Source organism: Brachybacterium atlanticum, from assembly GCF_025669985.1.
GTDB classification, from domain to species: domain Bacteria; phylum Actinomycetota; class Actinomycetes; order Actinomycetales; family Dermabacteraceae; genus Brachybacterium; species Brachybacterium conglomeratum.
The window spans coordinates 119,529-143,772 of the sequence record NZ_JAKJJW010000004.1 but is presented as its reverse complement, the minus strand read 5'-3'; the positions used below and the strand labels follow the sequence as shown (position 1 = coordinate 143,772).

Here is a 24,244-nt window from a genome sequence, read left to right as displayed (position 1 = left end):
ACCGCTCAGATGTCGCGGAAGGTCTCGATGCGCGCGCCGAGCTTGTTCAGGCGCTCGGCGAGGTCCTCGTAGCCGCGGTTGATGACGTAGACGTTGCGCAGCACGGAGGTGCCCTTCGCGGCGAGCATCGCCAGCAGGATCACGACCGCCGGACGCAGCGCGGGCGGGCACACCAGCTCCGCGCCGGACCAGCGGGTGGGTCCCTCGAGGAGGACGCGATGCGGGTCCATGAGCTTCACGTTCGCGCCGAGCTTGGTGAGCTCGGTGAGGTAGATCGCGCGGTTCTCGTACACCCAGTCGTGCAGCAGCGTCTGCCCCTGCGCGGTCGCCCCGATCACGGCGAAGAAGGGCAGGTTGTCGATGTTCAGGCCCGGGAAGGGCATGGGGTGGATCTTGTCCGCCGGGGCGCGCAGGTCGCTGGGATGGGTGGTGATGTCCACCAGGCGGGTCTTGCCGTTCTCCGCCAGGTACTCCTCGGAGCGGTCGTAGCGCAGGCCCATCTCCTCCAGCAGGGCGAGCTCGATCTCCATGAACTCGATCGGCACGCGGCGCACGGTGATCGAGGAGCGGGTGACGATCGCGGCGGAGATCAGGCTCATCGCCTCGATCGGGTCCTCGCTCGGGGCGTAGTCGACGTCGGTAGAGATCGAGGAGGTGCCGTGGACGACCAGGGTGGTGGTGCCGATGCCCTGGATCCGCACGCCGAGCTTCTCGAGGAAGAAGCACAGGTCCTGGACCATGTAGTTCGGGCTCGCGTTGCGGATGATCGTCTCGCCCTCGTACAGGGCGGCGGCCAGCAGGGCGTTCTCCGTGACGGTGTCGCCGCGCTCGGTGAGCACGATCGGGCGGGTCGGGCCGGTGCCGACGGCGGTGGTCGCCTGGTAGTTGTGGTCGGTCGCGACGACGTCCAGGCCGAAGTGGCGCAGCGCCGCCATGTGCGGCTCGACGGTGCGGGTGCCGAGGTCGCAGCCCCCGGCGTAGGGGAGCTGGAACTTCCCCGCGCGGTGCAGCAGCGGGCCCAGGAACATGATGATCGAGCGGGTGCGGCGCGCGGCGCCCTCGTCGATCGAGCTGAGGTCGAGGGTCGCGGGGACGCGCAGCTCGAGGTCGCCCAGCTCGTTCAGCCAGGTGGCCTTCACACCGATGGAGGTCAGCACCTCGAGCAGTCGGTTGACCTCCTCGATGCGCGCGACCTTGCGCAGCACGGTGGTGCCGGTGTTCAGCAGCGAGGCGCACAGCAGCGCGACGCCGGCGTTCTTGGAGCTCTTGACGTCGATCGCGCCGGAGAGCGTGGTCTCGCCGTGCACACGCAGATGGCTCGGGCCCGAGGTGCCCATGCCCACGATCTCCGAGTCCAGTGCCCTGCCGATCCGGGAGATCATCTCCAGGGTGAGGTTCTGCTGGCCCTTCTCGATGCGGTTGATCGCGCTCTGGCTGGTGCCGAGGGTCGTGGCGAGCTGGGCTTGCGTGAGACCGGACTGCTGGCGCGCGTCGCGCACCAGAGCGCCGATCCGGGGGAGGAACTCCGTGGTCTCAGTCATGCGCCGACAGTAACTCATAGATGAGATACCAGCAGGTCGCGGCTGGTGGGTTCTTGGTCACGTCGGCCCGTGCCACGCCCTGATCAGGCGCCGAGCAGCACCGGGAGGTCCTCGACGTGTCCTCCCACCCGGTAGGAGACGGCCGGATCGTAGGGCGCGAAGCGCAGCGGCATCCCGGCCTCCGCGGGGGTGCGGTCCGCCTTGCGGTTGTTGCACCCCTTGCACGCCGAGACGAGGTTCGTCCAGGAGGAGCGACCCCCGCGGGAGACGGGCAGGATGTGGTCCACGGTGGCCAGCAGCGCCTCGCACGCCGGCGCGCGCGAGACGCTGCGGCCGCAGTACGCGCAGGTCCAGTGGTCCCGCTCGTGGACCGCGCGATAGCTGAAGCCGACGGAGCGGCGCCCCGCCCCCTCGACCCAGGCGCCGCTCAGCTCGCGGGTGAGCTCGAGGGCTAGGGGCACGATCCGCTGGTCGACCATCGTGAGCTCGACGGGATTGGCGACCTCGCGGCGGATCATCCCGAAAGCGTGGCGCACCGTGGTGGTGTGGAGCAGCTCGCCGATCCCGGTCTTCGGGTCGTAGCCGAGGTTGTAGACCCTGACCTGGGGCATCGCGCCACCTCCTTCCCGTCGTCGTCGAAGTGCGACGGCCCGGGAGCACAGGAGGAGCTCGTGGACCGAGCACATGCATCTTCCCCCGCCGGGCCGGGCGGGTCCATCGGATTCTCGCGAGCCCCCGCGACGGGAGGGTGACGATCGCCTGCACAGCGCAGGAACAGCGCGTGCCGCGCCTGTACGCAGAAGCTGCTGAACGCGGGTCGCTCCGGCGCGGCGGCCTGTGAGCGCTGGAATCCCCGGCGGTGGGACGGCATGCTGGGGGAATGGCGCAGCAGGAGCAGGGACGGGAGGAGCGGGACCGCGTGCTGTCCGAGTACGGGGCCTGGCGCCTGCGGACCGACGAGGACGCCCCCGCCCTCGACGAGGTGCGCACCCTCGAGACCCTGCTGCGGCTGAAGGCCGAGCGGCTGGGGAGCCCGGAGGTGGGGCTGTGGACCGCCGCACTCACCCGGGAGCTGCTGACCGAGGTGGTGCCCCGCACCGTCGTCCAGCCGCGCGAGCAGCTGATGGACATGGTGCCGGTGCTGCGCCGCCTGGTCGACTTCCTCGTCGAGACCGGCCGATGGGCGCCCGGCTCGATGCGCGAGGCCGAGGCGCCGGCTCTGCTGCACGAGCTCGAGTTCGCCGCGCTCGAGGCCGCCGACGATCCCACCCGCCGCTCCTTCTCCACCAACGTGCTGGGCCACGGGCTCTCGCTCGGGGTGGACCTCGAGGACGAGGAGGCGCTCGCGGACTACCTGCACTGGTTCCACTCCCTGCCCGACGCGGAGCGCCTGGCCGTCTCCGGCACCGGCCGGCTCGCGCAGCCCTCGACGCCCTTCGACCCGCTGCTCGAGCGCGCGCTGCGCCGCCGCGACGAGGCGGAGGAGCGGGACTGGCCCTGGTTCCTGCCGGCGCTCGAGGACGACGGCGAGCCGCTCGGCGAGCTCGCCGAGCAGGAGGGCGTCGGCCCCTATCTCGACTGCCCCCTGGTGCGGCGGGCCGTGGGCGTCCTGGAGGTGATCGGCGAGGGACGGCGCGCGACCGCGACCGGCGCACCGGGGAGGGAGACCACCGCGGAGCTGCTCGAGCACCTCGGCCTCGACGGCAGCGCCCGCAGCCTCTGGGACCGGCCGGAGCTGGCCGGGGTGTGGACCACGCTGCTGGACGGCGGCTGGCTCGAGCTCGCGGACGGCCGGGTCCGCGCCGCCGTCGGCCCGGTCCCGGCGGCAGCGCCGGAGGACGCCGAGGGCTTCGTCGAGTTCGGGCACGCCCTGATCACCGCCGCGCTGCTGGGCCGTCAGGCCCGCGGCGCCGAGGACGGCGGGTTCCGCGGCATGCCCGACACCATCGCGGCGCTCCTGGTGGCCTGCGGGGACGAAGGGCTGCGCCTCCCGCCCGGGCCGGAGCTTCCGCCCCCGGAGCACGAGCCCCGCGCCCTCGCGCGGCTGCTGCACGTCATGCACGACCTCGGCGACCTCGCCGACTGCGGGGTGCTCACCCATGAGGACGGCGTGTTCCGCGGCGGCCCGGCATTGATGCTCGCGCTCGTCGGCCTGCTGCGCCGCGACGGGGAGGCGGACCGGACCGACCGGCCCTGATGTCGGGCGGTGCCCGGAGGATCCAGGGCACGTGACCTCGTCGACCGGTTCCCGCCGTTCGTCGGCGACTCCCTGGCCGTCTCCGGTGCACGCCCTCCGCCGGTCCTCGACAGCTGAGGACCGGGCGGACCGTCCCCGACAGCACAGGAGCCGCCCCACCCAGAGGTGGAGCGGCTCCCGGAGCTGCGCGCGAGGGCGGGGTCGGTCAGCGCACCCCGCGCATGGCCCGACCGACGGGCTTCGCGACCAGCAGCATGAGCACGCCGATCGCGATGGTCACGGCGCCGAGCACGCCGAAGTAGCCCACCTCGTTCTCCGCGGAGTAGAAGCCCGCGAGGGCGCCGGAGAGCGCGGTGCCGAGCGCCACGGAGAGGTTGTACAGCGCCATCATCATCACCGGGTACGACCGCGGCGCGAGCTTCGTGGCCAGCGAGAGGCCGACGGGGGAGAGCCACAGCTCGCCGACGGTCGCCACCAGCATGATCATGGCGATCCACAGCACCGGCACCGAGACGACGGCGGCCATCGGCAGGAACAGCAGGAAGGCCGAGCCCATCAGGATGATGCCCACACCGAACTTGCGCGGGGTGATCGGCTGGCGCGTGCCGAGCTTCGTCCACAGCGCCGCCATCACCGGGGCGAGCACGATGATGAAGAACGGGTTGAAGGACTGCACCCACGAGATCGGCATCTCCCAACCCAGGATCTCGCGGTCCAGGCGGGTGTCCGAGTACAGGGTGATGACCGTGAACTGCTGCTGGAACAGCGCGAAGAACGCGGCCGTGCCGATGAACAGCGGGATGAAGGAGACCACCCGGGAGCGCTCGTCGGAGTCGAGCTTCTTCGAGGCGAGCAGGATCGCGAAGATCACGACGGCGCCGACGACGGCGAGGGCCGCGACGACGGTCGCGAGGTTCTGGGCGTTCAGCACGCCGGTCGCGGCGAGCACTGCCACGAGGACCACGGCGCCGACGGCGATCAGGGCCCACAGGGGTCGCTGCGCGCGGGGCAGCGGATCCGGGACGGTGTGCACGCTCGCAGGAAGTCCCTTGCGGGTCAGCACGTACTGCAGAAGGCCGATCGCCATGCCGACCGCGGCGAGGCCGAAGCCGAGGTGGAAGCCCCACTGCTGCTGGGCGATGCCTGTCACCAGCGGACCGAGCAGGCCGCCGATGTTGATGCCCATGTAGTAGATCGAGAAGCCGGCGTCGCGGCGCGGGTCGTCGCGCGTGTACAGCGCGCCGACCAGCGTGGCGGCGGTCGACTTCAGACCGCCCGAGCCCACGCCCACCAGCAGCAGGCCGAGGCCGAGGCCGACCACGCCCGGGACCAGTGCCAGGGCGATATGGCCGAACATGATCATCACGGCGGAGCCGAAGAGGGTCCTCTCCGGGCCGAGCAGGCGGTCGGAGACCAGCGCGCCGAGGATCGAGAAGAGGTAGACGGAGCCGCCGTAGGCGCCGACGATTCCGAGGGCGGTGCCCTCGTCGATGCCGAGACCGCCGTCGGTCGCGGCGAAGTACATGTAGATCGCGAGGATGCCCTGCATTCCGTAGAAGCTGAAGCGCTCCCACAGCTCGACGCTGAACAGGTTCGCGAGCGGGCCGGGCTGGCCCATGAAGGTGCGGCCGCTGGGGTTGTGCGCCTCAGGCGTGTCGGCGGGGTCCACGGTGACCCCGGCGGCGTCGCCGGGCGTCCGCTCAGGGGGCTGGACGGAGGGATCTGGAGGGGTCGGAGAATTCACGGTGAGCCATCCTGCGCCTCACCCGTTCACGGTGCAACGCGGCGACCGGGCGATGTGAGCAGTCCATCCCATCCCGCTGAGCAGAATGCGGGATCCGATCCCTCAGACTGATGGCTCCTGGGCTCGCCCGGGGGTGGGGGCGAGGCTCGGCAGCTCCCTGATACCGAACTCCGTCCGCAGCACGCGGGAGGCTGCGTGCAGCCCCGCCATCCCGTGCACGCCCGGCCCCGGAGGCGTCGCCGAGGAGCACAGGTACCAGCCCGTGCGGCCCAGGCGGTAGGGGTCCGGCAGCGGGGTGGGCCGCGCGATCATCCGCGCCATCGTCACCCTGCCCTGGGAGATGTCACCGCCGACGAGGGCGGGGTTGTGGTGGATCATCTCCGCCGCGGGCACGGCGCGGGAGGCGACGACGAGGTCGCGGAAGCCGGGGGCGAAGCGCTCGATCTGCGCGGTGACGCGCTCGGTCGGGTCGGTGCGGTCCCCGGCCGGTGCATGCGCATAGGTCCACAGCGGTCGCAGCCCGCCACGGATCCGTGCGGGATCGACGACGGACGGGTCGCTGACCAGGGTGAGAGGACGGTCGGGGAAGCGCCCGGAGGCGACCTCCGCCTCGGTGCGGGCCATCTCGGCGCGGGTGCCGCCGAGATGCTGGGTCCCGGCACGGCCGACGTCGGGGTCGCGCCACGGCACCGGCCCGGACAGCACGAAGTCGACCTTGGCGGCGCCGTCCCCGTGGGGCACCTTCCGCAGCATCGCCTCGAGGGGGCGGGGGAGCCGGTTGGCGAGGACGTCCGCGGCGGCGGGTGCGGGGATGTCCAGCAGCACGGCGCGGGCCGGGGGCACGTCCCGCCAGGTCTGCACATGGTGCCCGGCGGTCACGGTCCCGCCGTGGGCGCGCAGGTCCGCCACCAGCGCGTCGACGATCGCCTGGGAGCCGCCGACGGGGATCGGCCAGCCCACCCCGTGCGCGATGGTGCCCAGCAGCGAGGCGGTGGCGCCGAGCGCGAGGGAGGGAAGCTGTCCGATCGCATGCGCCGCCACCCCGGTGAGCAGGGCGCGGGCGCGCTCGGTGCGGAAGGGGAGGTCCCAGGCCGGGGTCCCCTGGAGGGCGAGCAGCGCACCGAACAGCGGGGCGGCGCGCAGGGTCCGTGCGGTCAGCAGCGCGGAGGGCACCGAGCGCTTGTCGCCGAGGGCGAGCTCGACGACGAGGTCCTGGTCGCGGGAGAGCGTGCCCAGCAGCGCGCGCCAGGCCGGCCCGTCGGCGCCGAGGCCGTCGGCGGTCCGCTCCACATCCCGCCAGGCGATCGCGGCGGGGGCGTCGTCGAGAGGCTGCGCGTAGGAGGCCTCGGGGGCGATCGCGCGCACGCCGCGCGCGGCGAGGTCGAACTCCGCGAAGAAGGGGCTGGCGAGCGCGAGGGGGTGCACCGCGGAGCAGAGGTCGTGGACGATGCCGGGCGCGAGGCCCAGGTCGAGGGTCCGCGCCCCGCCCCCGATCGTCTCCTGCGACTCGAGGACGTGGACCGTGAGCCCGGCCCGGGCCAAGGTGACCGCGGCCGCGAGACCGTTGGGGCCGGAGCCCACGACGACGACGTCCGTCTCTGCGGCGGGCGAGGTGCTCATGCGCGCCAGCCTAGTGGGCCGCGCTGCGACAGGGCAGGGCGCACGTCTTGAGGCGCCGACGGGAGCCCGGCACGGATTTACGTAATACGGAAGTAGCGTAATGTGGAGGGCATGCAGACCACCACCGCCCAGTCCCCGTCCGCCGAGGCGCCCGCCGCGCGCCGTCCCAGGGCGCCGCGCCCCCAGGCCGTGCTCGAGGTGCTGGGCAAGACCCGCATCTCCCCGCGCCTGCTGCGCCTCACCCTCGGCGGCGAGGGCTTCACCACCCTGCACCGCAACGTCCAGACCGACGCCTACGTGAAGCTCCTCCTTCCCGCCCCCGGCTCCGGTCTGCAGCCCCCGTACGACCTCGACGCCCTGCGCGCGGAGAGCCCCGAGCTGCTCCCGACCCGCCGCACCTACACCGTGCGCCGCTGGGACGATGCGGCGCAGCAGATCGAGATCGACGTGGTCCTGCACGGCGATTCCGGCGAGGACGACCACGGCGTCGCCGCCCGCTGGGCCGACGAGGCCCAGCCCGGCGACCTCATCGCCATGAACGGCGCCGGCGGCGGCTGGTCACCCGCGGCCGACGCGACGAGCCACCTGCTCATCGGCGACCACGCCGCGCTGCCCGCGATCGCCGCCGGCCTCGAGGCGATGGACCCGGACGCCCGCGGTCTCGCTCTGATCCACCTGGACCACGAGGACGATCGACTCGAGCTCCAGCACCCCGAGGGCGTCGAGCTGCGCTGGGTGCTCGGCGCGCGCGAGCAGCTGCTCGACGAGGTCGCGGCGCTGGACCTCTCGGACCACGAGGGCCTGGACGTCTTCTGCCACGTCGAGCGCGGCATCACGAAGCAGCTGCGTCGCCTCCTGGTCAAGGACGCCGGCATCCCCCGCGAGCAGATCTCGATCTCCGCCTACTGGGCGCTGGGACGCATCGAGGACCAGTTCCAGGCCGAGAAGCGCGAGCCGATCGGCGCTATCGATTGACACGGCGCGGCTGACACCGCGCCACACTTCGTCACGTTTCTCGCCGCGCCCGCCCGCGCCGGCGCACGATGGATCGCACAGGACGGACATCGAGCACGGCAGGGAGGCGCCATGAGCACCGCAGGCATCCACGCGGGCTGGACGCGGGCAGACACGCACCGCGCCCTCACCCCACCGATCTACGCCTCGAGCGCCTACGCGCAGACCAGCCACTCGTCTCTGCGCGCCCTGTTCGAGCGACGGGCCGACGGATTCGCCTACTCCCGCTCCGGGAACCCCACCACCGAGGTCCTCGAGCAGCGGATCACGGCGCTCGAGGGCGGGATCGGGGCGATCGCCGTCGCCTCGGGACAGGCCGCGACGACGATCGCGCTGTGCGCCCTCGCGGCGCCGGGCGGGCACGTCGTCGCCTCCTCGCGCCTCTACGGCGGCACCACCGAGCTGCTCGACGACACCCTCGCCGACCTCGGCGTGACCACCACCGTGGCGGACCCCTGGGACCTCGACGCCTGGGAAGCGGCGTTCACCTCGCACACCCGCGCCGCGATCGTCGAGTCGATCGCGAACCCGGGAGCGCAGCTGCTGGACCTCGACGCCCTCACTGCCATCGCGCACGCCCATGACGTCCCGGTGATCGTCGACTCGACCCTCGCCAGCCCCGCCCTCTACCGTCCCGGCGACCACGGCGCCGACGTCGTCGTCCACTCCGCCACGAAGTACCTGTGCGGCCACGGCACCACGATCGCGGGCCTGATCGTGGACACCGGACGCTTCGACCCGCGGCGATGTCCCGAGCGGTGGGAGCGCCTGACCACCCGCAACCGCCGCTTCGGCGTCACCTTCGCCGACGAGTACGCGCGCGGCGGCTCGGGGCTGCTCGCCTACGCCCGTGCCAAGTACGTCACCGATCTCGGGGCGACCCTGCCCGCGACCAGCGCCCAGCAGATCCTCGTCGGCATCGAGACGCTCGACCTGCGTCTGCGCAAGATCAGCACGGATGCGACCGCGCTCGCCGGACGTCTCGCCGCCGCCGGCGAGGTGGCCGAGGTGCACCATCCCTCCCTCCCCGGCCGGCCGGACCGCCATCTCGTCGCCCGGGACTTCCCCCGCGGCACCTCGGGCGTGTTCTCGATCGACCTGCACGGCGGTGAGGACGCGGCGGCGGCCTTCTGCGACGCGCTGGAGCTGTGGTCCCTCGCCGTGAATCTGGGCGATGCCCGGTCGCTGGTCTGCCACCCGGCGAGCACCACCCACTCCCATCTCACCCCCGCCCAGCGGGAGGCCTGCGGGGTGAGCGAGGGGACCGTGCGCCTCAGCGTCGGCCTCGAGGACCTCGAGGACCTCTGGGCGGACCTCTCCCGCGGGCTCGAGGCCGCCCGCGCCGTCCTGCCCGAGGCGCGCGCCGTCACGGCGTGAGCCTGCTCGCCTCCGGGAACGCCGCAGGCCGCAGCCGGGTTGCGCCGGACATGGAACTTCTCGACGCCGTCGTGATCGGGGCCGGGCAGGCAGGCCTCTCCGCCGCCTACCACCTGCGCCGACGCGGCGTGGACGACGTCGTCGTGCTCGACGCCGAGGACGGCCCCGGCGGGGCATGGCGCCACCGCTGGGACAGCCTCACCATGGCCACCGTCAACGGCATCCGCGAGCTGCCCGACGCCCCGGCCCCGGAGGTCGGCGGCGACGTCCCCGCGAACATCGCGGTGCCGGCCTACTTCGCCGAGTTCGAGGCGCGGACGGGGCTCGCGATCCGTCGGTCCGTGCGCGTCATCCGCGTCGAGGACGATCCGGCAGGTGCGGGGGAGCGGCAGGGGCCCCTCCTGGTCCGCGCGGTCGGGGCCGACGGACGGGCGCTGCCCGTGCTGCGCACCCGTGCGGTGCTGAACGCGACCGGCACCTGGACCCGGCCCTTCGTGCCCGCGGTTCCCGGGGCGGCGGGGTTCCGCGGCCGGCAGCTGCACACCGCCGAGTACGTCGCCGCCGACGAGTTCGCCGGTCAGCGGGTCGCGGTGGTCGGCGGTGGGATCAGCGCGCTCGGCCACCTCCAGGAGATCGCCGAGGTGGGCGAAACCCGCTGGTACACGCGTCGCGAGCCGATCTTCCGCGAGGACGAGTTCACCGAGGAGACCGGACGCGAGGCCGTCGCCGGGGTGTGGGACGCGGTGCGGGAGGGGCGCCCCGTCGGCAGCGTCGTCTCCCACACCGGGCTGCTGTGGACCCCGGCGCTGCGCCGCGCCGCACACCGCGGGATCCTGGACCGTCGGCCGATGTTCACCCGGATCGTGCCGGACGGCGTGATCGAGGCCGACGGGACGCGCACCCCGGTGGACGCGATCCTCTGGGCCACCGGGTTCCGGCACGAGCTGCGCCATCTGCGACCGCTGGGCCTCACCGGCCCGCTCGGCGGGATCGCGATGGACGGCACCGCCGTTGCCGCCGATCCCCGCATCCACCTCGTCGGCCACGGACCGGGCGCCTCCACCATCGGGGCGAACCGTGCCGGGCGCGCGGCCGTGAACCGCCTGGTCCGCGACCTCGAGGCCGGGCTCGGCGCCTCCCTCGACCGGGAGCTCGTGCGCGCCTAGGGTGTCGTCATGGATGCTCCCACCGCCCTTCCTCCGCTGCCCGAGGACGGCCTGCGCCGCGTGCTCTGCGTCGTCGCGCATCCCGACGACATGGAGTACGGCGCCTCCGCCGCCGTGGCCGCCTGGACCGCCGCGGGGGTGGAGGTGTCCTATCTGCTGCTGACCCGCGGCGAGGCCGGGATGGCGGAGCCGCCCGAGATCGTCGCGCCGCTGCGGGAGACGGAGCAGCGCAGCGCCTGCGCACAGGTCGGCGTGGAGGACCTGCGCCATCTCGACCACCCCGACGGGATGCTCGAGCACGGCCTGCCGCTGCGCCGGGACATCGCCCGCGTGATCCGGCAGGTGCGCCCCGACCTCGTGCTCACCGCGAACTTCGAGGTCGAGGCGTACGGCGGGCTGAACCAGGCCGATCACCGGGTCGCGGGGCTCGCCGCCGTCGACGCCTGCCGCGACGCCGCGAACCCGTGGGTGTTCCGCGAGCTGGCCGAGCAGGAGCACCTCGCGCCCTGGAGCACGAGGACGCTCGCGGTGGCCGGGCACCCCGACCCCACCCACGCCAAGTGCGTCGGACAGCGCGAGGTCGACGCCGCGGTCGCCTCCCTGCGCGCGCACGAGGCCTATCTCGCGCACGTCGCCGACCATCCTGTCCCGGAGGAGTTCATCCCGGAGATCCTCCGCCAGGGCGGTGCCGCCGCGGGCACCGAGCACGCCGTCGTGCTGCGCGTGCACGAGCTCTGAGCGCGGGACCGAACGGTCGGCCGCCCCTTGGCCGCCCGGCGCGCAGGCTCCTACGGTGGGGAGGTCAGGCAGGATCCGCCACGGAAGGACTCTCCGATGACCTCCACCATGCACGACGGACTCTCCCTCGAGCAGGTCCGCGAGCTCGCCGCCCAGCTGCGGGTCGACTCGATCCGCTCCTCGACCGCCGCCGGCTCGGGACATCCCACCTCCAGCATGTCCGCCGCCGACCTGCTGGCCGTCCTCATGTCGCGCCACCTGCGCTACGACTGGGACGACCCCGACGCCCCCGGCAACGACCATCTGATCTTCTCGAAGGGACACGCCTCGCCCCTGCTGTACTCGGTGTTCCGGGCGGCCGGCGTCGTGTCCGAGCAGGAGCTGCTGGAAGGCTACCGACGCTTCGGCGAGCGGCTCGAGGGGCACCCCACCCCTGTCCTGCCCTGGGTCGACGTCGCCACCGGCTCGCTCGGGCAGGGACTGCCCGACGGCGTCGGCATCGCTCTGGCGGGCGCGAAGCTCGAGCAGACCCCGTACCGGGTCTGGGTGCTCGCCGGCGACAGCGAGCTCGCCGAGGGCTCGATGTGGGAGGCCCTCGCGACCGCCTCCCACTACGGCCTCACGAACCTGGTGACCCTCGTCGACGTGAACCGGCTCGGCCAGCGCGGCGAGACCGCGCTGGGATGGGACATGGACACCTACGCCGCCCGCGTCGAGGCATTCGGTGCGGAGGCGGTCGTCGTCGACGGACACGACCTCGAGGCGATCGACGCCGCCCTCGCCCGTGCCGACGATGACCTCGAGCGTCCGCTGGTCATCCTCGCCCGCACCGTCAAGGGCAAGGGGATCCCCGGGGTCGAGGACGAGGAGGACTGGCACGGCAAGCCGATGCCCGAGGACCGCGCCGAGGAGGCGATCGACGCGCTCGGCGGCGTCCGCTCGGTGCAGGCGCGCGGCCCCCGACCGCCCGAGATCGAGCGCCCCGCCCCGTCGCGCGGGCCGGTCGAGCTGCCGACCTTCGAGGTGGGGGAGGAGCTCGCCACCCGCAAGGCCTACGGTCCCGCCCTGGTCGCACTCGCGGACGCCGACCCGCGGGTGGTCGCGCTCGACGGAGAGGTCTCGAACTCCACCGGCGTCGCCGACTTCGTCCAGGCGCATCCCGAGAGGTTCTTCGAGATGTTCATCGCCGAGCAGCAGATGGTCGCCGCCGCGACCGGCCTGGCCGCCCGCGGGTACATCGCCTACGCCTCGTCCTTCGCGGCCTTCCTCAGCCGCGCCGCGGACTTCATCCGCATGGCCCCCGTCTCCCGGGCCGACCTGCGACTGGTCGGCTCGCACGCCGGGGTGGAGATCGGCGCCGACGGCCCCTCCCAGATGGGCCTGGAGGACCTCGCCATGATGGCGGCCACGCAGGGCTCGACCGTGCTGTACCCGAGCGACGCGACCTCGACCGCCGCCCTGGTCGCGGCGATGGCGGACCTGCACGGCGTCAGCTACCTGCGGACGACCCGCGGCGGGTACCCGGTGCTCTACGGCCCCGAGGAGGAGTTCCCCGTCGGCGGGTCCAAGACCCTGCGCCGCAGCGCGCACGACGGGGTCACCCTCATCGGCGCCGGCGTGACGCTGCACGAGGCGCTCGGCGCGGCCGAGGCGCTGGCCGAGGAGGGCGTGCAGGCTCGCGTGATCGACGCGTACTCGGTCAAGCCGATCGATGCCGAGGGCATCCGCGCGGCCGTCGCCGAGACCGGAGGGCGCGTGGTGGTGGCCGAGGACCACCATCCCGAGGGCGGGCTGGGCGCGGCGGTGCTCGCGGCGCTGGCCGCCGAGCCGCTCGCCGATCTGCACCTCGAGCACCTCGCGGTCGACGGGGTGCCGGGCTCCGGCACCACCGCCGAGCTGCTGGACTGGGCCGGCATCGACGCTGCGCACATCGCGCGCGCGGCGCGGGCGGTGCTGGAGGGCTGAGCCTCCTGCGCGGGGGCGGCGGGACTGTGCTCAGCCGTCGGCCGCGACGTCGTCGGCCGCCCCCCGCCGTCCCAGGCGCAGCTGGTCCATGTCCTCCAGCTCGCGGCCCTTCGTCTCGGGCACCCAGCGCGCCACGAACAGCAGGCTCAGCAGTGCGAAGGTCGCGTACAGGCCGTAGGCGAAGCTCAGGCCGATCTCCGACAGGGTCGGGAAGGTCGCCGAGACTGCCAAGTTCGCGGCCCACTGGGCCGCGGCTGCGACCGCGAGGGCGGAGGCGCGGATGCGGTTGGGGAAGATCTCGCCCAGCAGCACCCAGACCAGCGGGCCCCAGGTGATGCCGAAGAACATCACGAAGGCGTTGGCGCTGATCAGCGCCACGGTCGACCACGGGTCGGGCAGCGTGACCGACTCCGCGCCGGCCGCCGTCTCCCCGAAGGAGAACGCCAGCGCCATGAGCCCCAGCGACACGGTCATGCCCGCCGAGCCGACGAGCAGCATGACGCGGCGACCCACCCGGTCCACCAGCAGGATCGCGATGATCGTGGCGACGATGTTCATCACCGAGGTGATGGTGGAGGTCAGCAGCGCCTGCGACTCGTCGAAGCCGACCGACTGCCACAGGGTGGTGGAGTAGTAGAAGATCACGTTGATTCCCACGAGCTGCTGGAACAGCGACAGCGCGATCCCGAGCCACACGATCGGCAGCAGCCCGAAGCGGCCCCCGAGCAGGTCCCGCAGGCTCTCCTTCTGCTCCCGCTCCAGGGAGCGGCGGATCTGCTCGATCTTGAGGTTCACGTCGAGCTCGCCGGTGAAGTCGTAGAGCACCTTCGAGGCCTTGTCCCGTTCGCCCTTGCCGATGAGGTAGCGCGGGGACTCGGGCAGGAACAGGGCCATCACGCCGTAGACGGTGGCGGGCACGGCCTCGATCATGAACATCCAGCGCCAGGCGGCGACCCCGAACCAGTAGGACTCCGCGGCGCCGCCCGCGGTGTTCGCGATCACCGCATTCGACAGCAGTGCCACGAAAATTCCCAGCACGATCGCGAGCTGCTGCAGCGAGCCGAGGCGGCCGCGATACCTCGCCGGCGCGACCTCGGCGATGTAGGCGGGGGCGATGACGCTCGCGGCGCCGACGCCGAGCCCGCCCACGACGCGCCACGCGATCAGGTCCCACACCCCGACGGCGAGTCCCGATCCGATCGCGGAGACGAAGAACAGGATCGCCGCGATGACCATCACCGGGATGCGGCCGAAGCGGTTGGCGAGCGAGCCCGCGAACCAGGCGCCCACGGCGCAGCCGAGCAGCGCGGAGGAGACGGCGAAGCCGGTCAGGCCCGCCCCGAGCGAGAACTCCGCGGAGAGGGCTCCGACGGCGCCGTTGATCACCGAGGTGTCGAAGCCGAAGAGGAAGCCGCCGACGGCCGCGGCGATGCTGATCCCGACCACCTTCGGGTTGAGGGTCTTCGCGGGTGCGCTCATGGGGACCATCTCCTCGGCTCGGCGTCAGACGCGTCGTCCACGTGCCGGTCACCGTACACCTCCGGGGGCGGAGAGGACTGCCCCTCAGCCGCTGCGGCGGACCTGCTCCGCGTAGTCGTCGAGGATCGCCAGCAGGCCCTGTAGTAACACTTTCCTCCGAAAGTGTTACTACAGAGCGGTCGTGGTCAGGGTTCCCGCTCCGCAGCCGGAGAGATCAGGCGTCGTCGGCGGCCTCCGCCTCGAGCTTCTCGAGCTCCTGCTCGGCCACGGCCGGGTCGAGCTTGGCGAAGATCGGGGTCGGCTTCACCACGGTCTGCCCCACGGTCACCGGGCGATGCTCCCAGGCGGGCACGGCCGTGTAGTCACCGGTGATGATCGGGTAGCCCGGGCCGCCGTCGAGGTCCTCGACCTCGTCGATGCGGGGTATCGGGGCGATCTCCCGGTCCCCGCCGAGCGCCTTCTCCACGGCGTTGGCCGAGTGGGGGAGGAAGGGGGCGAGCATCGTGTTGAGATCGGTGACCGCCTGGGCGAGCACGTGCAGCACGGTAAGCAGGCGCGGACGCTGCTCCTCGGCCTTCATCTTGAACGGCTCGGTGCGGGAGACGTAGGCGTTCGCCTCGCCCACCAGGCGCATGATCTCTGCGATCGCGGCGCGCTGGCGGTGGCTCTCGATGAGCTTCCCGACGGTCGTGAAGCCCGTGCGGATCTGGTCGAGCAGCGCGGTGTCGACGTCCTCGAGCTCGCCCGCGGCCGGGATCTCCCCGACGTTCTTCGCGATCATCGCGGCGGTGCGGTTGACGAGGTTGCCCCAGCCGGCGACCAGCTCGTTGTTGGTGCGGGAGACGAAGTCGACCCAGGTGAAGTCCGCATCGTGGTTCTCGGGGCCCGCGGCGGAGATGAAGTAGCGCAGCGCATCGGGCTGGTAGCGCTCGAGCACGTCGCGCACGTAGATCACGATCCCCTTGGAGGAGGAGAACTTCTTGCCCTCCATCGTGAGGAACTCGGAGGAGACCACCTCGGTGGGCAGGGTCAGTTCGCCGAAGCGGCCTGGCTCCCCGCCCTTGTCGCCCTCGCCGTTCTGGGCGATCATCTCCGCCGGCCAGATCTGCGAGTGGAAGACGATGTTGTCCTTGCCCATGAAGTAGTAGGCGAGGGTGCCCGGATCGTTCCACCAGCGACGCCATGCCTCGGGGTCCCCGGAGCGGCGCGCCCACTCGATCGAGGCGGAGAGATAGCCGATCACCGCGTCGAACCAGACGTACAGGCGCTTGTTCGGCTGGTCCTCCCAGCCCGGGACCGGGATGCCCCAGTCGATGTCGCGGGTCATCGCACGGGGCTTGATGTCCTCGAGGATGTTCTGGCTGAACCGGATCACGTTCGGGCGCCACAGCCCGGTCGCCTCCCGCTCGTCGAGCCAGCGGCCGAGCTCCGCGGCGAGCGCCGGCAGGTCGAGGAACCAGTGCGAGGTCTCGATGAACTCCGGGGTCTCGCCGTTGATGCGGGAGACCGGGTCGATGAGGTCCGTCGGGTCCAGCTGGTTGCCGCAGTTGTCGCACTGGTCGCCGCGCGCGCCGCCCGCGCCGCAGATCGGGCAGGTGCCCTCGATGTAGCGGTCGGGGAGGGTGCGGCCGGTCGACGGGGAGATCGCGCCCGAGGTGGTCTGCTCGATCATGTAGCCGTTATCCCGCACGGCGACGAACATGTCCTGCACCACCTGGTAGTGGTTGCGGGTCGTGGTCCGGGTGAACAGGTCGTAGGAGAGGCCGAGAGCGACCAGGTCCTCGACGATGAGCCGGTTGTTGCGGTCGGCGAGCTCGCGGGCGGAGATGCCCTCCTTGTCGGCCTCGACGAGGATCGGCGTGCCGTGCTCGTCGGTGCCGGAGACCATGAGCACGTCGTGGCCCGCCATCCGCATGTAGCGCGAGAAGACGTCGGAGGGGACGCCGAAGCCGGCGACGTGGCCGATGTGGCGGGGACCGTTGGCGTACGGCCAGGCGACCGCGGACAGGACTGTGCTCATGGGAACCGATTCTAGGGGAGGCGGGGCGCGGCGCGTTCCGTCCCCGATGCGCGGTGCAGCACCGCGTGCCATCCGCACCTCGCCGCGGCCTCGACGTGACGAGGCGAGTCGTCCAAGAACGCGATCCGCTCCGGCGGGATCTCCTCGCCGAGCACCTCGCCGATCCGCGCCCTCGCCCGGGCGAAGGCCTCCGGGTCGGGCTTGGCCGCGCCGAGGTCCGCGGTGTTCAGCAGGAACCGGCCGTCCTCGCCGACGACGTCCTCGAGCCCGAGCGCGGCGAGCTCCTCGGGGACGCGGTCGGTGCCGTTGGTGAGGACGAACACCGGGGCGCCGGCGGATCGGAGGTGGAGCAACATCGTGCGCACGCGCTCGTCGACCTCGGCCGGGGTGGCCGCCCAGCGCCTCACAGCGGCTCGGGCGTCGGCGGGAGCGCTGCCCTCGGCCACGAGCTGCTCCGCGGCGAGCTCTCGCCAGCGGGAATGGGTGCCGCGCCCCCTGACCACCTCGTCGAGGTAGGGATGGCCGAGGATCGCTCGGAAGCTCGTCCCTTCCGTCGTCCCCGTCATCGCATCGAGCTCGTCCCACAGCGATGCGTCGAAGACCCGCAGCACGCCGTCCAGGTCCGAGACCACGACCCGGATTCCGTGCTCGGCGACGAGCTCTCCCAGGGCGAGCAGGGAGTCGGTGCGCGTCGTGCCGTCGGAGGACATCCGCTCATCGTAGGCCCGGGGTGCGGCGTCGCGGCCGACCATGACGATGCCGCCGCTGTCGGCTCGGCTCCTCAGGAGCTCCCCGCCCTCTCCCCGGAACGCCCACGACGTCTCGCGAGGACCTGCGCATCGCGCGACGAGACTGGGCGGATGACCCCTGACCGTGTCCCCTTCACGCCGCTCGAGGAGCGGATCGACCGGTGGGCGCAGCGCCGCACCTCGGCCCTCGCGACCACGGTCGGGACGTGGCGGGCCCGCCTCGTGGAGCTCGTCGTGTTCGGCCTCAAGCAGGCCTGGGCGTGCGTGTTCGGAGCGGTGATGCTCGTGCTGCTGGTGACCGCGCGAGTGCTCCACCCGGACGATGCGCCGCTCGCTCGCGCCGACGCGCTCGTCCTCGCGGCGGTCGCGGTGCAGGTCGCGATGCTGGCCCTGCGCCTGGAGAGCCTGCGGGAGATGGGCGTGATCGCCCTCTTCCACGTGGTCGGGACCGCGATGGAGGTGTTCAAGACGGCGGTCGGATCCTGGGCGTACGAGGCCGACGGATTCCTGCGGATCGGCGAGGTGCCGCTGTACACAGGGTTCATGTACGCGGCCGTCGGCTCCTACATGGTGCGCGTGATGCGCCTGTTCGACCTGCGCTTCACCCGCTACCCGCCGCTGCTCGCGACCGCGGCGCTGGCAGCGGCGATCTACGCGAACTTCTTCACCCACCACTACCTGCCTGACGCCCGCTGGGTGCTGCTCGCGGCGACGCTGCTGCTCTACGGGCGGTGCGCGATGTCGCTGCGCGTCCATCGCCGGGCGCCCTGGCGGCGGATGCCCGTGATCGCCGCCTTCCTCGGCGTCGCGGGGCTGCTGTGGATCGCGGAGAACGTCGGCACCGCCGCCGGGGCGTGGATCTACCCTCATCAGCGCGCTGGCTGGGAGCTCGTGCCGGCCTCGAAGCTCGTCTCCTGGCTGCTGCTGATGATGGTGTCGGTCGTGCTCGTCACGCTCGTGCATCGGCCGCGGAGGCCGGAACGGGCTCAGTGATGCATGCCGGTGCGGCCGAGGGTGGTCTGCGCGGTCGCACCGGGGCGCGTCCACTGCGCCGCCGGCCGGCCCGTCGGCCCCCAGGTGGGGTTCCCGTCGACGTCGGTGCGCCAGAACCAGCAGGCGTCGCGCTCGGCGACGCGCCCCGCGGGCATGTCCTGCCAGGCCTCGCGCCGGCCGAAGGCGGTCAGGTCCAGCAGTGCGAGGGTCGGATCGGAGATCTCCGTGCCGCGCCCCGTGATCGCGTAGGTGAGGAAGACGCGGTCGCCCTCGCCCTCGCGCACGTAGCACTGCAGGTAGCCCATGTCGCCGCCGATCGGCGGGGCCGTCTCCCGCACCGAGAACCACGGCTCGGTGTAGCCCATGAACGCCACGAACGGCGCGACCTCCTCCCAGGCGCCGGTGGTGAGGATCGCGAAGGACACGCCGGCGGCGCGCAGATAGCACGCGTCGTGCAGATGCCAGGCAGTCATCGTGCAGCCCTCGCACTGGCCCTGGTGCGGGGCGCCGTCCCACCACATGTGCTGGTAGACGAGCAGCTCGTCACGCCCCTCGAAGAGGCTGCGGAAGGGGACGGGGCCGTCGGCCCCCACCACCGTCGCGTCGCCGTCGACCTCGAGCATCGGCATGCGGCGGCGCTTCGCGGCGAGGGCGTCGCCGGCGCGGGTGTGCGCCTTCTCCTCGAGCAGCAGCTCGGCGCGGGCGGCTTCCCAGGTCTCCCGGTCCACCACCTCGGGCAGGCCGGGACCGGGAGCGCCGGCGCCGTCGGCAGGAGCGTCGTCGGCAGGAATCCTGTGCGGATGGTCGGTCATGTCGCCTCCAACGGATCGCGCGTCGGACGGCGGTGCCCGGTGCGCTCCACCACGAGTCAAGCACCGCTCGGGTGCCGGGGGAAGGCCTCCGGCGTCGACCGGGCGGAAATCGGGTGACAGCGCCGCCGGGTCGATCCTACGGTGGCCCCATGACGACCTGCTTCCTCGGCACCTGCGCCATCGCGCGCCCCCGCGCCCGCCGCTGACGGCGGCGCCCCTCCACCACCTCGCGCTGCCGTCCGGACCTCCACCGGGCGGCGCTCCGCCGTGCCCGGTGACACCCACCACCGGAAGGCACCCGAACCATGTCCCAGCGGACCACCTCTCATCTCCGCGCCCGCGAGCTGCAGCTCCGCGCCCGCGAGCTGCAGCTCTCGCGCGGCGGGCGCGTCCTCCTCACCGGCATCGACCTCACCCTCGTCCCCGGAACCGTGCTCGCCGTGGTCGGCGAGAACGGACGCGGCAAGACCACCCTCCTGGACGCGCTGGCCGGGACGCTCGAGCCCGACGCCGGCACCGTCGAGCGCCACGGCGCCCTCGGCATGGTGCGCCAGGAGCTCACCACCGCCGACGCCGCCGGCCCCCGCACCGTCGGCGACCTGCTCGATGCGCTGCTCGCCCGGCCCCTCGCCGCGCTGCGCGAGCACGACGCCGCCGCCGACGCGCTCGCCGACGGCACCGCCGAGGCCGCGCGACGCTACGACGACGCTCTCGCCCGGGTCACCGCCCTGGACGCCTGGGACGCGCCGCGGCGGCTCGAGGTCGCCCTCGAGGAGGTCGGCGCCGTCACCGAGCGCGAGCGCGAGCTGACCGCCCTCTCGGTGGGACAGCGGTACCGGGTGCGGCTGGCCGGCGTGATCGCCGCCCGCGACGAGATCCTGCTGCTCGACGAGCCCACCAACCACCTCGACGCGAGGGGGCTCGCGCACCTCACGCGGGCACTGCGCGAGCACCCCGGCGCGGTCGCCCTGGTCTCCCACGACCGGGCGCTGCTGGAGGACGTCGCCACCTCCGTGCTCGACCTCGACCCCACCGAGGACGGACGCCCCCTGCTCGTCGGCGGCGGGCTCGCCGACTGGGAGCAGGCCCGGCGCCGCGCCCGCACGGCCTGGGAGGACGCCTACCGCGCCCAGCAGGAGGAGCAGCATCGCCTCCAGGCGGGAGCCGATGCGGCCCGCTCGCGCCTGTCGACCGGATGGCGACCCGACAAGGGCACCGGCAAGCACCAGCGGCAGTCCCGCACACCCGGCACCGTCCGCGCCCTGAACGACCGGCTCGCCCGGCTCGAGGAGCACCGCCTGGACGTGCCGCCCCCGCCGCCGCGGCTGTCGCTGCCGGACTCCGGCACGTCCGCCGGGACCCCGCTGCTGCGCGCCGATGGCGTGCGGGTGGACCGGGCCGATCGGGGCCGGGACGCTCCGGGCTCGGCCTGTGGGGGCTACGCCGGTGCCGGTTCCGCCGGTGCGGAACGGGCACCGGACCCGTCGGTCCCGCCCCGGCTGCCCGAGACGACGCTGCGCCTCGAGGGCGGGGACCGGCTGCTGGTCGTCGGACCCAACGGCGCCGGGAAGACGTCGCTGCTGCAGGTGCTCGCGGGCGACCTCGCGCCGGACGCAGGAGCGGTGCGAGTGCTCGGCCGTGCCCGCCTGGCCCTCCTCGCCCAGGAGGACGAGCGACAGGAGCCGCGACGCGGCAGCCCGGGGGAACGGCGCCGCCGGGCCCTGACCCGGCTCTTCTCCGAGCGGCCCGACGTGCTGCTCGTGGACGAGCCCACCAACCACCTCGGCATCAGCGGTGTGGACGACCTGCTGGAGGCGCTCGAGCGCACCCCGTCGGCCGTGGTCGTCGCCAGCCATGACCGCACCGTGCTGCGCCGCCTGGCGCACTGGCCGCGCCTCGATCTCGGCGAGGCGGTGCGGTGCGCGGCCGGGCGAGCGGGAGTCGATACGCTGTGACCATGAGCAACGAAGGAATCGCCGCAGCGCAGCAGAAGATGAAGGACGCAGGGGTCGCGCAGACCGCGATCGACGTCTTCTCCCACTACTACGGGCAGCTCGAGGAGGGGGTGACCGGCACGATCCCCGAGGACACGATCGAGCCGTACCTGGACCCCACCCACCTCGACGACGTGAAGATCGACGTGGCCGAGGCGAAGAAGGTCTTCGACAAGCTCGCGATCATCAACCTCAACGGCGGCCTCGGCACCTCCATGGGGCTGGACCGGGCGAAGTCGCTTCTCCCCGTGCGGGACGGGAAGAGCTTCCTGGATCTCATCGTCGAGCAGGTACTCGCCGCCCGCCGCGGCACGAACTCGCGCCTGCCGCTGATCTTCATGAACTCCTTCCGCACCCGCGAGGACACCCTCGAGGTGCTCTCGAAGTACCCCGACCTGCCCGTCGGCGACCTGCCGCTGGACTTCCTGCAGAACAAGGAGCCCAAGCTCCGCACCGACGACCTCACGCCCGTCGAGTGGGAGGCGGACCCCGACCTCGAGTGGTGCCCGCCCGGCCACGGCGACATCTACACCGCCCTGCAGACCTCGGGCCTGCTCCAGCAGCTGCTCGACGCCGGCTTCAAGTACGCCTCCGTCTCGAACTCCGACAACCTCGGCACCGTGCCGAGCCCGGTGCTCGCCGCCTGGTTCGCCTCCACCGGCGCGCCGTATGCCGCCGAGCTGTGCCGCCGCACCCCCGCGGACCGCAAGGGCGGCCACCTCGCCCTCCGCAAGTCCGACGGGCGGCTCATCCTGCGCGACACCGCGCAGACCCCGGCCGAGGAGATGGACTACTTCACCGACGAGCACCGCCACCCGTTCTTCCACACCAACAACCTGTGGTGGGACCTCGAGCAGCTCGACGCGATCCTCAAGGAGCGCGACGGCGTCATGGGGCTGCCGCTGATCCGCAACGAGAAGACCGTGGACCCCTCCGACAAGTCTTCCACGCCCGTCTACCAGATCGAGTCCGCGATGGGCGCCGCGATCGAGGTGTTCGACGGCGCGACCGCGATCGTCGTGGGCCGCGACCGGTTCCTACCCGTGAAGGCCACCAGCGACCTGCTCCTGATCCGCTCCGACGCCTACGCTCTCGACGAGCGGAACGCCCTGGTCCAGCAGGTTCAGAGCGTGCCGTCGGTGTCCCTGGAGTCCGGCTCCTACAAGCTGATCCAGGACTTCGAGCTCCGCTTCCCGCAGGGCGTGCCCTCGCTCAAGGAGGCCACGAGCCTGGACGTGCAGGGTGACTGGACCTTCGGGGCCGACGTCGCCGTGGTGGGCGAAGCCGTGCTCGGCGAGGAGGGCGGCGAGGTGCCCGAGGGCGCCCGCCTCGGCACCCCCGCCGCCGGCTGACCCCGGCCGGAGCCGGGGCCGTCGGCCCCGGGCCGGCTCGCACCGAACCAGCCGCCTCGTCGGCCCCGACCGGGCCGGCGCCCGTCCGCTGGCACGTCGAGTGGCAGGTTTCGACCGGTATCACTGAGCGATACCGGTTGAAGCCTGCCACTCGATCTGTGTACAGGGACGCACAGGGTGGGGCACGACCCTCAGCGTCGGAGTTCCGGAGCACCGCCGGGCCGGCGTGGTGGGGAGGAGACGTCTCCGTCGAGCCGTGAGCAGGCCGTTGTGGATGCCTGGGACGGTTCGGTGCGACGACCTCCGATGCTGTCGGGATGTCCCGCGCTCCGAGCCCCCTGCCCGAGACACTGCGGTACGCCGTCTTCTCCACCACCGAGGCGCTGGGGGCCGGGGTGGACCCGACGCGCCTGACACGCAGCGACCTCCGGCCGCTGGTCCGAGGTCTCTGGGCGAGAGCAGACCGGACCGTCACCGAACGCGAGATCGTCGCCGCCCTGTGCAGGGTCGATCCGACGGCCTTCGCGGCAGGACTCACCGCGGCGCGACTGTGGGGGATGCCCCTGCCCGGCGTCTTCTCGATGCCGGTGACCGAACCTTCCAGGCAGGTTCACGTGGTCGTGGGCTCGGAGATCCTTCCTCCGCGAGGCGGTGCCGTCGACAGACGGGTCCACATGGCTACACCCGGTAGGCGCCGGCAGGGCACCCGGCTTGTGCGCTGGAGTCGTATGGAGGCAGAGGCGGTGGGGCTCCTCGAGGCGCGGAACGGTCCGGCTGTCCGCCTCGTGTCCCGGGTCGGGACCTTCCTCAGCCTGGGCTCTGTCCTCGACGTTGGTGCGTTGGTGGCGATAGGTGACCACCTGGTCCGGAGCCCGCGTCAGGAGTACGAGGGACGGTCCCGGCCGTACGCCACGATCCCCGAGCTCGTCGCTGCGGCAGACGGCCATCGTGGTCGCGGTGCTCGCCGGGTACGTGAGGCGATCGCGCAGGTGAGGATGTCCAGCGACTCCCCGCCGGAGACCGCGCTGCGTCTTGCGATGGTCGCCGCCGGGCTGCCGGAGCCGCTCGCGAATGCACCGGCACGTCAGGAGCTCGCAGGAGGGGAGGTCGTCGAGCTCGGAGAGCCGGATCTCCACTGGCCGCGGTGGAAGCTCGTGCTCGAGCACGAAGGCCCGTCCCATCTGGACCGTCGGCAGCAGGACCGTGACATCGACCGAGGGGATCGTCGGCGTGATGCGGGGTGGGTGGAACTGCGTACGACGGCGAAGGATCTCCGAGCCGGCTGCGCTCCGGCGGTGGCGAAGGTGCGTCGCGAATTGGTGCGGGGCGGGTGGCGGCCGGGCTGAGCGCGGCTCGCTGCTGGGTGGAGAGCGGCGCGCCGCGGGGCTGAGCCGGGCGTCCAGCCGCTCCTCGGCGGAAAGGTGGGTGTGGAGGCCCGCCGACGAGATCGAGTGGCAGGTTTCCACCGGTATCGCTCAGTGAT

The 24,244-nt window shown here is 72.6% G+C and carries 18 protein-coding genes; 10 read left to right on the top strand and 8 right to left on the bottom strand.

Annotation, left to right across the window (positions count from 1 at the left end; genetic code table 11):
* Positions 1 to 5: 5 nt before the first annotated feature.
* A complete protein-coding gene (locus L3K22_RS03335; RefSeq protein ID WP_263310139.1) occupies positions 6 to 1,541 on the bottom strand; it encodes a UDP-N-acetylglucosamine 1-carboxyvinyltransferase in 1,536 nt (511 codons plus the stop codon).
* Positions 1,542 to 1,624: 83 nt separating this feature from the next.
* Entirely contained in the window at positions 1,625 to 2,152 is a 528-nt protein-coding gene (locus L3K22_RS03330; RefSeq protein ID WP_263310138.1) for an HNH endonuclease, read from the bottom strand.
* Positions 2,153 to 2,421: 269 nt separating this feature from the next.
* On the opposite strand from L3K22_RS03330, the gene L3K22_RS03325 reads away from it, so the two are divergent.
* Positions 2,422 to 3,738: a hypothetical protein gene (locus L3K22_RS03325; RefSeq protein WP_263310137.1), complete on the top strand. Its 1,317-nt coding sequence runs from the start codon at positions 2,422 to 2,424 to the stop codon at positions 3,736 to 3,738.
* A gap of 205 nt (positions 3,739 to 3,943) precedes the next feature.
* On the opposite strand, the gene L3K22_RS03320 is transcribed toward L3K22_RS03325, so the two are convergent.
* Positions 3,944 to 5,482, bottom strand: coding sequence for a peptide MFS transporter (locus L3K22_RS03320; RefSeq protein ID WP_373317980.1), 1,539 nt, complete (start codon positions 5,480 to 5,482; stop codon positions 3,944 to 3,946).
* 102 nt (positions 5,483 to 5,584) lie between these two features.
* Positions 5,585 to 7,102: a phytoene desaturase family protein gene (locus L3K22_RS03315; protein WP_263310136.1), complete on the bottom strand. Its 1,518-nt coding sequence runs from the start codon at positions 7,100 to 7,102 to the stop codon at positions 5,585 to 5,587.
* Positions 7,103 to 7,213: 111 nt separating this feature from the next.
* Here L3K22_RS03315 and L3K22_RS03310 point away from each other — a divergent pair, with 111 nt between their 5' ends.
* The 5 genes from L3K22_RS03310 to L3K22_RS03290 all read left to right on the top strand — a co-directional run bounded on the left by L3K22_RS03310 (position 7,214) and on the right by L3K22_RS03290 (position 13,362).
* Entirely contained in the window at positions 7,214 to 8,077 is an 864-nt protein-coding gene (locus L3K22_RS03310; RefSeq protein WP_263310135.1) for a siderophore-interacting protein, read from the top strand.
* Between the two features lie 111 nt (positions 8,078 to 8,188).
* Positions 8,189 to 9,493, top strand: a complete 1,305-nt coding sequence (locus L3K22_RS03305; protein WP_263310134.1) for an O-acetylhomoserine aminocarboxypropyltransferase/cysteine synthase family protein — start codon at positions 8,189 to 8,191, stop codon at positions 9,491 to 9,493.
* A 50-nt stretch (positions 9,494 to 9,543) separates the two neighbouring features.
* On the top strand, positions 9,544 to 10,659 hold the full coding sequence (locus tag L3K22_RS03300; RefSeq protein ID WP_263310133.1) for an FAD-dependent oxidoreductase: 1,116 nt from the start codon (positions 9,544 to 9,546) through the stop codon (positions 10,657 to 10,659).
* A 9-nt stretch (positions 10,660 to 10,668) separates the two neighbouring features.
* Complete coding sequence (locus tag L3K22_RS03295; RefSeq protein WP_263310132.1) at positions 10,669 to 11,397, top strand: PIG-L deacetylase family protein; 729 nt, start codon at positions 10,669 to 10,671, stop codon at positions 11,395 to 11,397.
* A gap of 96 nt (positions 11,398 to 11,493) precedes the next feature.
* Positions 11,494 to 13,362 carry a transketolase gene (locus tag L3K22_RS03290; protein ID WP_263310131.1) on the top strand — a complete coding sequence of 623 codons (1,869 nt, stop codon included), beginning with the start codon at positions 11,494 to 11,496 and terminating at the stop codon, positions 13,360 to 13,362.
* Between the two features lie 30 nt (positions 13,363 to 13,392).
* Here L3K22_RS03290 and L3K22_RS03285 read toward each other — a convergent pair whose 3' ends face one another.
* The 3 genes from L3K22_RS03285 to L3K22_RS03275 all read right to left on the bottom strand — a co-directional run bounded on the left by L3K22_RS03285 (position 13,393) and on the right by L3K22_RS03275 (position 17,571).
* Complete coding sequence (locus L3K22_RS03285; protein WP_263310130.1) at positions 13,393 to 14,850, bottom strand: sugar porter family MFS transporter; 1,458 nt, start codon at positions 14,848 to 14,850, stop codon at positions 13,393 to 13,395.
* 205 nt (positions 14,851 to 15,055) lie between these two features.
* Positions 15,056 to 16,861 carry a methionine--tRNA ligase gene (gene metG, locus L3K22_RS03280; protein WP_263310129.1) on the bottom strand — a complete coding sequence of 602 codons (1,806 nt, stop codon included), beginning with the start codon at positions 16,859 to 16,861 and terminating at the stop codon, positions 15,056 to 15,058.
* An 11-nt stretch (positions 16,862 to 16,872) separates the two neighbouring features.
* Positions 16,873 to 17,571 carry an HAD family hydrolase gene (locus tag L3K22_RS03275; protein WP_263310128.1) on the bottom strand — a complete coding sequence of 233 codons (699 nt, stop codon included), beginning with the start codon at positions 17,569 to 17,571 and terminating at the stop codon, positions 16,873 to 16,875.
* Between the two features lie 150 nt (positions 17,572 to 17,721).
* Here L3K22_RS03275 and L3K22_RS03270 point away from each other — a divergent pair, with 150 nt between their 5' ends.
* Entirely contained in the window at positions 17,722 to 18,603 is an 882-nt protein-coding gene (locus tag L3K22_RS03270) for a DUF817 domain-containing protein (RefSeq protein WP_263310127.1), read from the top strand.
* Here L3K22_RS03270 and L3K22_RS03265 read toward each other — a convergent pair.
* Complete coding sequence (locus L3K22_RS03265) at positions 18,597 to 19,415, bottom strand: DUF899 family protein (RefSeq protein WP_263310126.1); 819 nt, start codon at positions 19,413 to 19,415, stop codon at positions 18,597 to 18,599. The two genes, L3K22_RS03270 and L3K22_RS03265, sit on opposite strands and share 7 nt — an antisense overlap.
* Positions 19,416 to 19,720: 305 nt before the next feature.
* Between L3K22_RS03265 and L3K22_RS03260 the strand changes: the two genes are divergently transcribed.
* From L3K22_RS03260 to L3K22_RS03250, 3 genes are all read left to right on the top strand, one after another.
* Positions 19,721 to 21,370: an ATP-binding cassette domain-containing protein gene (locus L3K22_RS03260; RefSeq protein WP_263310125.1), complete on the top strand. Its 1,650-nt coding sequence runs from the start codon at positions 19,721 to 19,723 to the stop codon at positions 21,368 to 21,370.
* Positions 21,371 to 21,372: 2 nt separating this feature from the next.
* The gene (locus L3K22_RS03255; RefSeq protein WP_263310124.1) at positions 21,373 to 22,761 is read left to right on the top strand and encodes a UTP--glucose-1-phosphate uridylyltransferase; all 1,389 of its coding nucleotides are present in this window, start codon (positions 21,373 to 21,375) and stop codon (positions 22,759 to 22,761) included.
* Between the two features lie 743 nt (positions 22,762 to 23,504).
* Complete coding sequence (locus L3K22_RS03250) at positions 23,505 to 24,107, top strand: hypothetical protein (RefSeq protein WP_263310123.1); 603 nt, start codon at positions 23,505 to 23,507, stop codon at positions 24,105 to 24,107.
* Positions 24,108 to 24,244 lie beyond the last annotated feature (137 nt).